The organism is Chryseobacterium viscerum (genome assembly GCF_002899945.2).
GTDB classification, from domain to species: Bacteria; Bacteroidota; Bacteroidia; order Flavobacteriales; family Weeksellaceae; genus Chryseobacterium; species Chryseobacterium viscerum.
The window spans coordinates 292,324-305,925 of the sequence record NZ_PPEG02000001.1; the positions used below are offsets into that span (position 1 = coordinate 292,324).

At 37.0% G+C, this 13,602-nt stretch carries 10 protein-coding genes; 6 read left to right on the forward strand and 4 right to left on the reverse strand.

Annotation, left to right across the window (positions count from 1 at the left end; all coding sequences use genetic code 11):
- Positions 1-14: 14 nt before the first annotated feature.
- Positions 15-2,891, reverse strand: a complete 2,877-nt coding sequence (locus C1634_RS01365) for a carboxypeptidase-like regulatory domain-containing protein (protein WP_103234716.1) — start codon at positions 2,889-2,891, stop codon at positions 15-17.
- A gap of 251 nt (positions 2,892-3,142) precedes the next feature.
- On the opposite strand from C1634_RS01365, the gene C1634_RS01370 reads away from it, so the two are divergent.
- Together C1634_RS01370 and C1634_RS01375 are read left to right on the forward strand one after the other, a co-directional pair.
- On the forward strand, positions 3,143-4,333 hold the full coding sequence (locus tag C1634_RS01370) for an endonuclease/exonuclease/phosphatase family protein (RefSeq protein ID WP_109737800.1): 1,191 nt from the start codon (positions 3,143-3,145) through the stop codon (positions 4,331-4,333).
- 51 nt (positions 4,334-4,384) lie between these two features.
- Positions 4,385-4,804, forward strand: coding sequence for a DUF6146 family protein (locus tag C1634_RS01375; protein ID WP_103234071.1), 420 nt, complete (start codon positions 4,385-4,387; stop codon positions 4,802-4,804).
- A gap of 72 nt (positions 4,805-4,876) precedes the next feature.
- On the opposite strand, the gene C1634_RS01380 is transcribed toward C1634_RS01375, so the two are convergent.
- Positions 4,877-5,473, reverse strand: a complete 597-nt coding sequence (locus tag C1634_RS01380) for a superoxide dismutase (RefSeq protein ID WP_103234070.1) — start codon at positions 5,471-5,473, stop codon at positions 4,877-4,879.
- 195 nt (positions 5,474-5,668) lie between these two features.
- Positions 5,669-7,498 carry a transcription termination factor Rho gene (gene rho / locus C1634_RS01385; protein ID WP_109737801.1) on the reverse strand — a complete coding sequence of 610 codons (1,830 nt, stop codon included), beginning with the start codon at positions 7,496-7,498 and terminating at the stop codon, positions 5,669-5,671.
- A 143-nt stretch (positions 7,499-7,641) separates the two neighbouring features.
- Here rho and C1634_RS01390 point away from each other — a divergent pair, with 143 nt between their 5' ends.
- The 4 genes from C1634_RS01390 to C1634_RS01405 all read left to right on the forward strand — a co-directional run bounded on the left by C1634_RS01390 (position 7,642) and on the right by C1634_RS01405 (position 11,564).
- On the forward strand, positions 7,642-8,031 hold the full coding sequence (locus C1634_RS01390) for a DUF4293 domain-containing protein (RefSeq protein WP_103234068.1): 390 nt from the start codon (positions 7,642-7,644) through the stop codon (positions 8,029-8,031).
- Positions 8,032-8,202: 171 nt separating this feature from the next.
- Positions 8,203-9,123, forward strand: a complete 921-nt coding sequence (locus C1634_RS01395) for a M28 family peptidase (protein WP_103234067.1) — start codon at positions 8,203-8,205, stop codon at positions 9,121-9,123.
- A 235-nt stretch (positions 9,124-9,358) separates the two neighbouring features.
- Complete coding sequence (locus C1634_RS01400; RefSeq protein ID WP_103234066.1) at positions 9,359-11,197, forward strand: ABC transporter ATP-binding protein; 1,839 nt, start codon at positions 9,359-9,361, stop codon at positions 11,195-11,197.
- Between the two features lie 19 nt (positions 11,198-11,216).
- Entirely contained in the window at positions 11,217-11,564 is a 348-nt protein-coding gene (locus C1634_RS01405) for a DUF1801 domain-containing protein (protein ID WP_103234065.1), read from the forward strand.
- Positions 11,565-11,614: 50 nt separating this feature from the next.
- On the opposite strand, the gene C1634_RS01410 is transcribed toward C1634_RS01405, so the two are convergent.
- On the reverse strand, positions 11,615-13,423 hold the full coding sequence (locus tag C1634_RS01410) for an autotransporter outer membrane beta-barrel domain-containing protein (RefSeq protein ID WP_165835247.1): 1,809 nt from the start codon (positions 13,421-13,423) through the stop codon (positions 11,615-11,617).
- Positions 13,424-13,602: the final 179 nt, after the last annotated feature.

The following is a 13,602-nucleotide window of genomic DNA, read 5'->3' on the forward strand; positions in this document are numbered from 1 at the left end:
TTAATTTAAATTTTTTAGAATCTGAATTGAAGGTTCACAAAATAAGATCTACCCTGGTTATACCAATATTTAGGAGCGAATACCATGTTTCCGCTGTCATAATCATTAGCATAGTCAGTATAGTTAACGTTTCTTGTCTGCTCAAATCCACCTGTAATAAAGTTTCTGTTATTAAGGATGTTATTTACAGATGCAGACACCAATACATAATACTTACCAATCATCCAAGACTTACCTGCGTTCACATTGAAGAAGAATGCTGAAGGTAGCTTTGTAGGCGTAAGAACTCTTGCAAGCTCTTCCTCATTTACGTTGTCATAAGGTACTCCCGGTGTATTAGGGTTTGTGTAGAATCTAGCAGTTCTGGTTACCGGAGACGGATCTAAGAAAGAATGTCCGAAGTAATTCCATGTAGCTCCTAACCACCAGTATTTAGGGCTGCTGTAACGAAGACCTAAAGTATATGCCTCCTGAGGAGTTCCACCCTGTCTGTAGTTTTTAAGAGTAGCTTCACCCATGTTGGTATAAGATCTTGATACTACATTTCCATTTCCATCAAGTTCTCTGAATGTTCCAACAGCGTCAGATGCAAAATAAACAGTAGGGTTATTCGTATAAGTATACTGTCCTAAGCTTAATAATCCACTTGCTGTCAAAGTAGGAGTAACTTTCACCTGTGCACCAAGTTCAATACCCATATTTCTCTTGTCTGCGCCTGCCAATACCTGCGTAATGAAAGCACCGTCCTGAATAGGAGCCTGATCTCCGCTTTCAGTAAGAGTAGTCAACTTAACTCCCTGTGCGAAATATCTCTGTACACTTGTTTCATTTTGAGTATTAACAAGATAACCTGTCAATCTAAGTTTAACAATCGGAGTAGAGATTACGTAGCTCAAATCGTTTGCATCAACAACAACGTTCTTGATACCCGGAGTCGTAACACCACTTACTCTTGTATTAAAATAAATATCATTTAAGAAAGGAGACTGAGAAAAGTAAGCTCCGTTATAAACCAAGAAGTTTCTACCATTGATTTTATACGTAACCTGACCTTTAACACCTACATTCCAGAAGTTTTGATCTCCTCCTTTTCCGTAAGATGACTCATACAAATAGTGCTGGAACAATCCTTCTCTGCTGTTTGTTGTATAACCGAATAATCCGGAAATAAAAACATCAAATTTCCCTGTTGCGAATTTGAAAGCAGGGTTTATTTTAAATTCCTGTCTTCTGAAAATATAGCTGTATCCGATTTTGTCACCTTCTCTTTTGGCAACATCGGTGTCACTTTCTCTTGTATTGAATTTCCCCCAAGCGCTTCCTGCAGTTGTATTAGATGCAAATGCATCCATATTCAGGGCAAAATCAGCACCTAAAAGATCATTCACTTCTCTGTACTGCTCAGATCTGTAGTTCTGGTAAGATAAGTTTAAAATGAAACGGGAAGTATCATTAAAGTTATACGTATAGTGCGTAGCAAAATTCCATACTTTATCATCTTTCACATCATCCACAAGATAATAAGCCGCTCTTCTTCCACCAAGCGTAGCATTATATTCTATGTTCCTGTTGGCATTATAAAGATTATCCCAGTTGATCTGTGTGTGTGATTGGTCATCATTTGTCCACCAGTCTCTTGTGATTCCAACGTTGGCTGCTTGTTCCGGAGCTGGGTTTTTATAGTTTAACCAATAACTTGGTAAATTACGGTAATACGTTGGCGAAGGGTTATTCGCTCTGTACCAATCTAATCTTGAACTGTATTCTTTACCGAACTGGTAAGAAACAGACGTCCATAATTGAGAGTTTTTATTGATTTTCCAGAAGTCCTGTAATTGAATCATCGGCTGGAAACCTCTTTTTACTCTTTCATTTCTTTTGTCTCCGTTCTGCCATCCCCAATAAGAGTTGTAATGAACTCCTCTGAAGTCATATACTTCCTGGGTACTTGGGCTTGAAGAACTTCTTGCATATTTAGATCCGATAGCATTTAAAGTCATCGTATGGCTATCGCTGAATTTCTTCTCAATACCAACATATCCACTGTATGCATCATAAGCAGTACCATCCTGGATCCCTTCCTGTGCCCATCTTCTCGCGATCATTCCTGTAAATGCCCATCCGTTCTTATTCATTCCGGAAGAGAATCTGTAAGACAATCTGTTCGTATAATTCCTGTTGGTCAGAGAGTATGTCAACTGACTTCCCTTTCTGTACTCACTTGCTTTTGTATTCTTATAAAATACACCCGTAGTTCCTCCGAAAGCATATTCGGAAGGCGCATGATTAGCGGAAATTTCCGGGTAACGGGTAATTTCGTTCAATCCTCCCCAGGTACTGAAGTCTACGTCTCCATTATCTGCAGCGGCCATAGAAACCCCGTTGATCATATTCTCACCTGTTCTGCTATCAATTCCTCTTGGGCGGAACCAGTATGGTCCTAAATCGAAACTTGCAATTCTGTTGAAAACATCCTGAGAAGACTGTAGTAATCCTACTGTTGCAGTTTGCTGTGCACCACCGCTGTCACTTTCTCCGGAATCTTCTACAATAGCCAAACCCTGATCTGCACCGTTCAATGCAGAATAAAGAGTAATTACTCCAAGATCTTTTCTTTTCTCATCACTAGCTACGTCAAATTCAAAAATTTTAGTTTCAAAATTTGGTTTTGTAACCATAATCTGATAATGTCCAGGCATCAAATCCGCAAATTGGAAATATCCGATTTTGTCTGCCTTTGCATCATTTCCTGCTCCTTTTAAATCTACACTTGCTTGCTCAACAGGCTTACCGTCTGCATCCTTAAGATACGCAAACACTGTTGTCTGCGCATAATAATATGACGCAGGCAGCAAAGTAAATAAAGAGATCAATGATAGTTTTTTAATCATGAGTATATTTATTTTTTTAAATACTTTTCTTGTTAATTCTCAACAGTTTAAAAGTTGGGGGCACAAATTTAGTCAAATTTTGTAATTCCCAACTTTTTTAACATTATTTTTTCTTAACATTGCAAACTTTTAAGAATCATTATATAAAAAATGTCGGATTACTGCTTTTAAATTTACAAATATTTAAAATGCAGTGAATTAAAAAAAAGTAAATTTGCAAATTAAATAGTATTAACAATAACTCTAAAGAGATGAAAAGATTTTCGACTCTGTTTGCCATCATTATTTCGATCATGGCATTCTCACAACAACAAGGAAAACTGAGAAAAGTTGCCACGGTAGGTTTCTTGAACGTAGAAAACCTATGGGACACTATTCGTTCAGCAGATTATATCGACGGAACCAAAGACATCAAAAACCCTGCTTTCCACAGAAGTATTCCTATAGATTCTATCAAGTTTCTTGAAGCCGAAAAATACGACGGCCCATGGAGCGATGGTGCTTTAAAAGGGAAAAAAGCAGTAAGAGAACAAAGTGGTTCTGAGGAATTTACTCCAAAAAGTGCAAAAAACTACGGAAGTAAAATTTATAAAGCAAAACTAGCCAACGAAGCCAAAGTAATTTCTGAAATGGGAGCACAGTATACCAAGACAGCTCCTGCGATAGTAGGCTTAATTGAGGTTGAAAACAGACAGGTCATCCAGGATCTTGTGAACGAACCTGCTTTAAAGAAATATGATTACGGAATCATTCATTACAATTCTTATGACTACAGAGGAATTGACGTTGCATTGATCTATCAGAAAAGAAGATTCACCCCTACCAATTCATTGAAAAAAGAATTGGTAATCTACGGTGACAACGGAAGAAGAGAATATACGAGAGATATCCTTGTGGTAACAGGATTTTTAGATAATGAAAAAGTAGCATTTTTTATGAATCACTGGCCTTCAAGAAGAGGGGGTGAGGCTATTTCTTTACCTAAAAGAAATGCAGCAGCTGCCTTATTAAAAAAACAGATGGACAGCGTAAGAGCGGCAGACCCAACGACAAAACTTTTTGCAATGGGTGACTTTAACGATGATCCTGTAAGTCCAAGTTTAAAAAATCATCTGAAAGCTCAGGCAAGCCCAAAAGATTTAAGCGAGGAAACGCCTTATCTTAATCTGATGTATCCTTTATATAAGAAAGGAGTGGCATCTCTTGCTTATCAGGATGCTCCAAACCTGTTTGACCAGATCATTGTTTCTAAAAACTTAATTTCAGATCAGGTCGCTAAAGAATATTCTGTATATAAAGCAGAAATCTTTGCCCCGGCTTACCTTGTGAATAAAGAAGGAAATTATAAAGGGTATCCTTTCAGATCCTGGAACGGAGACCAGTTTACAGGAGGCTACAGTGACCACTTCCCGGCATTTGTAGTTCTTCAGAAAGAACCATAAAAAAGTTAGGCACTCTTATTGGAGTGCTTTTTTTATGTAAATACCTCAATCATGAAAAATATTGTTTTACTCGTATTGATTGCATTGATCCCTTTCAGCTGTTTTTCTCAGGAAACCACAAAGAAAGATAAAGAGCAATCTGAGATGAAGCCTTCTAAAAATGAAGATGGGGAATGGGACCTTACGGTTATTGATACTCAGTTCGATTATTTTCTGAGTGCTGTTGCCAAACCTATCAGCCAGTATACAGAGTCTTATCTGAAGACAAAAAACACGTTTTTGGTCAACGAATGGAACAGTTATTATAATTCCGGCCGATATAGAAATATAATAGAATCCGGAATAGATTATGACCCTCAGGAAAATTACGGGATCAAGTTTGAATATAAATTATACCAGGTTTTCGCGTATGTGAATTGGAAGTATAAACTAAGAATGAGCGGATTATCCGGAAGTGACGCGATAAGATAACTTTACAATAACATCCAATAAAAAAAGGTTCAGAGCAATTCTGAACCTTTTCATTTTTATAATAGCTGAAAATTATTTATTGAATAATTCCTCTACTTTATCCCAGTTTACTACATCAAAGAATGCAGAAACATAATCAGGTCTTCTGTTTTGGTAGTTTAAATAATAAGCGTGCTCCCAAACGTCCAATCCTAAAACTGGAGTTCCTTTAACGTCTGCAACAGGCATTAGTGGGTTGTCCTGATTAGGTGTAGATGAAACAGATACAGAACCGTCAGCATTTTTTACTAACCAAGCCCATCCTGAACCGAATCTTGTTTTAGCAGCATCAGAGAAATCAGTTTTGAATTTCTCAAGACCTCCATAATTTTCGATAGCAGCTTTTACATTTCCTACAGGCTCTTTGCTTCCTCCAGGAGTTAAAATTACCCAGAATAAAGAGTGGTTGAAGTGACCTCCTCCATTATTTCTTACCGCTGGTTTGTCAGTTCCTGTCTGGCAGATTTCTTCGATCGTTTTTCCTGCTAGCTCAGTTCCTTCGATTGCTTTATTTAAATTGTCAATATATGCTTGGTGGTGTTTTGTATGGTGGATTTCCATAGTTTTTGCATCGATAGTCGGCTCTAATGCATCGTATGCATATCCTAGTTTTGGTAATTCAAATGACATAATCTTTATTTTTAATGTTATACCCAAAAATAGCCAATATTTAAGGTACTATCAAAGATTGGGGATTACTTTAATAAATCTTTAACATTGATATATTGATTTAGAATGATTTAAATTTTAAAATACTTATCTACAGAGCAAGAAAAAGCACGAACCTAAGGTCCGTGCTTTCTATTTAACAATAATTAAATTAATTTATTTATTCATAGACATCAGGAATTCTTCATTATTAAGAGTTCCTTTGATGTTCTTATTTACAAATTCCATAGCTTCTACAGGATTCATTTCAGAAAGATATTTTCTGAAAATCCACATTCTCTGAGAAGTCACTTCATCTAATAGAAGGTCATCTCTACGAGTACTGGAAGAAATCAAGTCGATAGCTGGATAAATTCTTCTGTTAGCAATTTTTCTATCTAACTGAAGCTCCATATTACCTGTACCTTTGAATTCTTCAAAGATTACTTCATCCATTTTAGATCCTGTATCAATCAATGCTGTTGCAATGATCGTAAGAGAACCTCCTCCTTCAATCTTTCTTGCTGCTCCAAAGAATCTTTTCGGTTTGTGAAGTGCATTAGCATCTACCCCACCGGAAAGAACTTTACCTGATGCAGGAGTCACGGTATTGTATGCTCTTGCTAATCTTGTAATAGAGTCCAGTAAAATAACTACATCATGACCACATTCCACCATTCTCTGTGCTTTTGCAAGAACAAGGTTGGCTACTTTCACATGTTTTTCTGCTGCTTCATCAAATGTAGATGCAATAACTTCTGCATTTACACTTCTTTCCATATCTGTAACCTCTTCCGGACGCTCATCAATCAAAAGAACCATCATATATACTTCCGGGTGATTGGATGCAATAGAGTTGGCAATATCTTTAAGCAACATAGTCTTACCCGTTTTAGGCTGAGCAACGATCATGGCTCTTTGTCCTTTTCCAATAGGAGCGAATAAATCTACAATTCTCGTAGAAAGCGTAGATCCGTTTCCTGCTAAATTGAATTTTTCTTCCGGGAAAAGTGGAGTAAGATACTCAAAAGCAACACGGTCCTTGATGAATGCAAGGTCACGTCCGTTAACTTCTGTAGGTTTTAATAATGAAAAATATTTCTCACCTTCTTTTGGAAGTCTTACAATTCCTTTAACGGTATCTCCGGTTTTCAAACCATAATTCCTGATCTGTGCTGTAGACACATACACATCATCCGGAGAAGAGATATAGCTAAAATCTGAGGAACGTAAAAATCCGTAGTTATCTGGTAAGATCTCCAAAACACCTTCAATGCTTACCAATCCATCGAAATTAAATTCTTTTTTATGGTCGTGCTGCTCCTCTGCCTTTTCAGAATGTCTGTTCTGATTTTGGTTTTGGTGCTGATGTTGGTTCTGGTTTTGATTTTTATGTTGGTTTCCACTGTTCTGTGGATGGTTGTTTCCTTTTTGAGGTCTGTTAGCCTGTGATTGTTGAGGGGGAGTGTTAGGCTTTTCTTCTGCCTGAGCAGGCTCTTGGGATTCTGTGTTTTTGGGAGTTTCTGGTTTTTCCTGGGCTACTTCTGTATTACCTGTATTGGGAGAAACTCTTTTTCTTTTCTTTTTAGCTTGAGCGGCGGCTGATGTGTCTTCAGTTGCTGTTGCTGTTACAACGGGTTCAGCTTTGGGCTCTTCTTGCTTTATTTCTTCAGCAGCGGGAACCTTTTCTTCTACTTTAGGTTCTTCCGGAGCTTTTGCATTTGCATTTGTATTTGCTTTTGGCTTGGCTGCTGGTTTTTTGGGAGCAGCTTTTCTTACCGGGGCTTTAGCAGGTTTTTCTGCTGAGGCCTCTTCAGTATTTACACTGGCGGGTTCTGTGGCGTTGAAATAATCTTTTGCAACTTTAGGGTTAGAAGCCTGAAAGTCAAGAATAGCAAAGATCTTGTCATTTTCATTGCTGGTTCTTGCAACTTTAACGCCCAAATCTTTTAAGATTTTAGTCAGTTCCGTTACGGATTTTGACCTTAACGTTTCTATGTTAAACATATTTATGTAAAAATGTAATTAATTGTGAGTAAGAAAAGTAAGTCCGGTGACTTTGGTTTTCAAGTACATTGTATAATGCAAATCTACACTTATTTTTGAATTGTGCAAAATTTATGTTATTTTTGCCAAGAATTTAATATTCAATGCTACAGAGAATACAAACCATATGGACATTATTAGCAGTTTTAGCTGCTGTTTTCCTTTTTATAACAGGACAGGATGTTGTCATTTCCGACAGTATTCCTTTACTTAATATCGGGTGTATAGCGCTTGTTATTGTCGGCGCATTAAGTATTTTTAGTTTCAAAAACAGAAAAAGACAAATTTTGCTGAATACCATCAGCATCATTATAAACGTTTTGTTGATTGGTGTATTGGCGTATTGGCTACTAAACTTATCCGGAGGAATTCATTTTCCTGAGAAGGGTATTGAGCCGGTTTTCCCATTGATTGCTGTAATCTGTCTGCTTATTGCAAACGTTTACATCCGCAAAGATGAGAGGCTCGTAAAATCTGTAGACAGACTTCGATAGCCTTACAACGATTTTTTGAGTGAGAACAGCTTCTTTTTAAGGAGCTGTTTTTTATTGAGCATATACTCCTGATTTATACTCCCTACTCTGTTACATCAATTAATTTATGTAAATTCATTGCAACTTTTCGGTCGAAAGCACGACAGATTATATAATTTTTAATTAAAGACAATGAAAAAGCTAACTTATCTTACTTTATCACTTTTTTCAATATCCATTTTTGCTCAGCAGGTTTCAAAAGAAAGAATCCAAACGGTGCTTTCTACATTAGCATCTGATGAAATGAAAGGCCGCGAAATAGGAACTCAGGAAAATGAAAATGCAGCCAATTATATTGCTAAGCTTTTTAAAGAAAATAATCTGGAATATTGTACCGGAACCTCTTATCTCGTACCATTTGACTATAATGGGAAAACCGTGTACAATGTTTGTGGAGTCAAAAAAGGAAAAGCAGATCAATATCTGGGCTTCTCCGGGCATTTCGACCACATTGGAACCAGTGATAAAAGTGGAGACAATATTTATAACGGAGCTGATGATGATGCCAGCGGAATTACCACTCTGGTAGGTATTGCCGATTATTTTAAAAACAAAAAACCTGAATTCTCTATGGTTTTTATGGCTTTTAATGGAGAAGAAAAAGGAATGCTGGGTTCAAGAGCTATTTCAACAGATAAAAACTTAGATCCTATTTATAATAAGATGACTGCACTTTTCAATTTTGAAATGGTCGCTACAGAGTCTCAATGGGGGAAAAATGCATTATATATGACGGGAGACGGGCTATCAGATCTTGATGAACTGTTCAATCAAAATGCAGTCAATGGATTAAAAATCAATGCAGATCCATATGCGAAACAACAGCTATTCTATCGTTCAGACAATGTGAGCTTTGTCAAAAAGAAAATCATTGCACATTCTTTTTCTACCGTTGATATGACGAAAGCATCTCATTATCACCATGAAAATGACGATATCAATATTGTTGATTTTGATAACATGACTCAAATCATCAATAACTTCGGAAAAACACTGGATAAACTGAATCCTAAAAATTTTGCTCCGAAATATAATGATAAGGTGAGATTTTAATGAAATCCTCATAAAAAGAACTGCTGCTTCAGCGGTTCTTTTTATTAACCTGCCATACGCCCGCATCCCCTATCCTATGGGCTTACTCTCGCTTATTTATTCTAAAGTTAAAGTATAATAGCCTTGAGTTGTAACAAAAAGACATTTTTTGAAACTTATCCTTTAAAGTAAAACAGGATTAAGAACGTCTTATCTTTTAATTTTACGTAATTTTGCTATCCAATTTTTTCATTGAATGAACCAATATATTAAAATACTCAAGTTCGCAAAACCTCACCAAAAATACATCTACGGAAGTTTGTTTTTCAACCTTATGTACTCTGTTTTTCAGATTGCTTCCTTAGGAACTATTCTACCTGTTTTGGGAATGCTTTTCGGAACCATTGAGTCTAAGAAATACAGCAAAGCTCCTGTTTATTCGGGAGAAATTTTAGATTTTTTCTCTTATGCAAAAGAATATGCCAATTATTATGTTCAGAGTTTAGTAACGGAGCATGGTGCACTGAACGTGTTGGCTTGGCTTTGTGTGATAACAGCTTTTATGTTTTTACTGAGAAACCTTTTCAGATATTTAGGTTCATTTTTATTGATCAATTATCGTGTAGGTGTTACTAAAGACCTCCGTGGAGCGATGTACAGAAAGATTCTTGCTTTGCCTGTTTCCTTTTTTACAGAAAGCAGAAAGGGAGATCTGATGTCTCGTATGTCAAATGATGTGGGTGAAGTTGAAGGTAATATTTTGGGAAGTTTAGTTGAATTAATCAATGCCCCTTTTATGCTGATCAGCACACTGGTGACTCTTTTCTTTTTAAGTACAGAAATGACTCTTTTCTCACTTCTAGTATTGCCTGTAATGGGAACAATGATTGCTTTAATAGGAAAAAGCCTGAAAAAAGACTCTCACCAAGCTCAAAATGAGATGGGAAATATTTTCTCGATTGTAGATGAAACATTAAAATCTACAAAGGTGATTAAGATTTTCAGTGCAGAAAAAATAATGGACAACCGTTTTATGCAGTCTATGCAGAAATGGATTAACAGCTCTATAAGTTTAGGAAGAAAAAAGGAATTGGCATCTCCAATGAGCGAATTTTTAGGTTCAGTTACTTTCTTGATTATCGCTTGGTACGGTGGAAAACAAATCATAGTAGAACAAAGTATTTCCCCTGCGGATTTCTTGGTTTTCCTGGGTATTTTCTTCCAGATTTTACCTCCTGTGAAAAGTTTGTCTCAGTCCATTTCGAATGTGCAGAAGGGAGAGGCTTCTCTTGAAAGAGTTCTGGCAATTCTTGATGCTGATGTAAAAATTGACGAAATAGAAAATCCTGTTTCTATCTCAACATTAAATAGTTCAATCGAGTTTAATAATATTGGCTTTTTCTACGATAAAGATCATACGATTCTTAAAAACTTCTCACTTTCTATTCCAAAAGGAAAAACCGTTGCTCTTGTTGGGCAAAGTGGAAGCGGGAAAACTACAATTGCCAATCTTTTAGCAAGATTCTACGATGTTTCTGAAGGAGAAATCCTGATTGACGGGACCAATATTAAAAATTTAAAATTACAGGAATATCGCAAGCTTTTAGGTATGGTAACGCAGGAATCTGTATTATTCAATGATTCCGTTTACAATAATATCCTGATGGGTAAACCTGATGCTACAAAAGAAGAAGTGATTGCTGCCGCAAAAATTGCCAATGCAGATGCATTTATCACAAGACTTCCTGAAGGATATGATTCCAATATCGGAGATGATGGCGGAAAGCTTTCCGGAGGTCAGAAACAAAGGGTTTCTATTGCCAGAGCAGTATTGAAAAACCCACCCATTATGATCCTGGATGAAGCAACTTCTGCCCTGGATACAGAATCTGAAAGATTTGTACAGGATGCACTGGAGAAAATGATGGAAAACAGAACTTCTTTAGTTATTGCCCACCGTCTTTCCACCATTCAGAAAGCAGACTGGATCGTAGTGATGGAAAAAGGTGATATTGTAGAACAAGGAACTCATCATGACCTGATTGCTAAAAAAGGAATGTATAACAAGCTTGTTGAACTTCAAAACTTTGACTAATTTTTTAATTTAATTAAAAATGAACCCTATACAAGAGTATTTCTACAGAATTAAAGAACCTGAAAGAAGTACTCTTTTATTTTTACGCGATACGATCTTAGCTGCAGATCCTGAAAATATTACAGAGACCTTTAGCTTTGGGCTTCCGTTTATCAAATACAAAAAGAAAATGCTGTGCTATTTCTACTACAGCAAAAAGTACGAAAAACATTATCTGAGTTTTTATCATGGTGACAGACTGGATTACCCGGAACTGATCCAGGATGGAAGAAAGAAGTTTAAAATCCTTCTCATTGATATGGAAGAAGATCTTCCTGTAGAGTTTATATTAAAGCTGACAGAGGAGATTAAAAGATATATAAAATAAAAAACTCCGGTACGAATAATCGTACCGGAGCCTTCTTTAAAAACCCTTTATCATTTTGTGTTTATTCCACTGAATTCTGCCTTTTTAATCGCCCAGGCAAGAGCGTTGGCGTAGAATATTGAATTGTATACATTCATTTCATAAGCTGCAACGCCGTTTCCATAATTTGGTTTTGCGATTGGCTTATAGTTCGTATCTGCATAGAATGGGCATATCGTATCTGAGGTATTTGGAGAAGCCACTGTTCCACACTGAGAGTTGAATCCACCATCTCCTACCCAGATGAAGTTTAGCGTATTATGCTTAAATGCTGTTACACGACCTACTGTTCCTGATGGTGCAGCCGTAGAGATATTTGTATCTCCTGAATATACTGTAATTTCACTTGAAGGCAGCCCTGTTGCATACGTAGTAGCAGAAGCATCTTCTCCCCATTGCAATCCTCTTATATCTCCAAAAGGACCATTCAGGATTTCATCATTGGTCATTGGCAGTTTATAAATAGCTCCTGCACTGTTTACACTTCCCGTGTTTACAGATCCGTCAAAAACATTTCTGAACAGATTCTGCATTCCACCATTGCTTTCAGAATATGCAACGATGACACCTCCTTTTGCCAGATAATTTCTTAGTACCTGTGCTTCTGCAGCATTCATACCCCATGCATATCCTATTACAATAATATCTACAGGATTGGCTCCGGTTGTCCAGGTCGTTAGCTGTGCAGCACTCGGACTGTCTGTACCGTCAATAATCTGATCCCATCCTTCATATTTTACAGTACTGTTGGCCAATGTTCCAAAATTAGCAGCAGCTTTAGTTACCATACCTGATGGAGATGTTCCTGATACATTATATCCACAACCGTTTGCTCCCGTTCCAATAGTTAAAAGTTTTTTCTTTGGAACAACTACAATCACATTTACAGAACATGTTGTAGATACTCCTCCCTGACTGTCAGAGGTAATGGTCATTGTTTTCACTGTTGTGGAAGTAGGCATTCCCGTTCCTTGCAGCGTAACATTCTGGTTTCCTGTAGCAGTAAATGTTCCAGACCCGCTGAAAGAAATTCCATCAACACTATTGGTGGTAATGGTATAACTTCCCAATGTTGCCACATTCACGGGCAAAGTAATTGTATTGGAAGCTGCAAGAGCTGTCCCTACTTTGTATACCCCATTTACCGTTGCACTTCCACAGCTCATCGTATAGGTTCCTGCAGGACTTAGTACCGTGATAGAGATCGCTGGAGTACAAGTAACAGCCGTTCCATTGGCTTCTAGTGACACATTATCGATCTGGATATTCTGAGGAGCTCCCTGACCCGGAATCTGTATTGTTTGTGCTCCGGTATTAAGAAATACTCCGGTTCCATAAAAGTTATATCCGTTGGTAGTAGTTCCTGAAATGGTATAATTACCCGGTTTTGTAACATTCACAGCGATGCTCAGGTAGTTCGAATTGGTAAGTTCTTTCCCTTTTACATAGCTTCCCATTGCTTTAGATGTGGAACAGTCTATTGTAAAAACCGATTTTCCCATCTGTCCGCAGACACTTTTCCATTCGTTATCTGCAAGACTCCAGTAATTAAAACAATCTTCTGTGGTATTGTAAATTGTCAAACCATCATCTTTGGATTGGTTGATTACAATGGCGTTTCGTTGTGCTTCAGTAAGCCTTGGAATAAGAATTCCTTTGTTATTATTTGCTGAGACAACATCCAAAACGGAATTAGCATTAGGGGTAGTAGTATTAATCCCTACTGCACCATTATTGGCCTGTGAATAAGATTTCCCAAAAACAAAGAGCATTGCGAATAACAATACTTTCATTGAGGGCATCGTAAATTTTGTTTCCATCATTTATAAATTATAATTGTTTTTGTTTAATGATTAAAATTTTCAACTAAGTCATTTAACCGTTACAAAATTATCACCCTCAGACAATTACAAATTAATTCCAGCTACGTAATACTACTCACGCGTAATAAAACTCACAAAATTTCAATAGTTCATCTCTTTCAAAAGGACAAATCAAA

Excerpts from the sequence above, each read along its gene's own strand:
- C1634_RS01365 (WP_103234716.1), bottom strand. The coding sequence starts at position 2,891 with ATGATTAAAAAACTATCATTGATCTCTTTATTTACTTTGCTGCCTGCG.
- C1634_RS01370 (WP_109737800.1), top strand. The coding sequence starts at position 3,143 with ATGAAAAGATTTTCGACTCTGTTTGCCATCATTATTTCGATCATGGCA.
- C1634_RS01375 (WP_103234071.1), top strand. The coding sequence starts at position 4,385 with ATGAAAAATATTGTTTTACTCGTATTGATTGCATTGATCCCTTTCAGC.
- C1634_RS01380 (WP_103234070.1), bottom strand. The coding sequence starts at position 5,473 with ATGTCATTTGAATTACCAAAACTAGGATATGCATACGATGCATTAGAG.
- rho (WP_109737801.1), bottom strand. The coding sequence starts at position 7,498 with ATGTTTAACATAGAAACGTTAAGGTCAAAATCCGTAACGGAACTGACT.
- C1634_RS01390 (WP_103234068.1), top strand. The coding sequence starts at position 7,642 with ATGCTACAGAGAATACAAACCATATGGACATTATTAGCAGTTTTAGCT.
- C1634_RS01395 (WP_103234067.1), top strand. The coding sequence starts at position 8,203 with ATGAAAAAGCTAACTTATCTTACTTTATCACTTTTTTCAATATCCATT.
- C1634_RS01400 (WP_103234066.1), top strand. The coding sequence starts at position 9,359 with ATGAACCAATATATTAAAATACTCAAGTTCGCAAAACCTCACCAAAAA.
- C1634_RS01405 (WP_103234065.1), top strand. The coding sequence starts at position 11,217 with ATGAACCCTATACAAGAGTATTTCTACAGAATTAAAGAACCTGAAAGA.
- C1634_RS01410 (WP_165835247.1), bottom strand. The coding sequence starts at position 13,423 with ATGGAAACAAAATTTACGATGCCCTCAATGAAAGTATTGTTATTCGCA.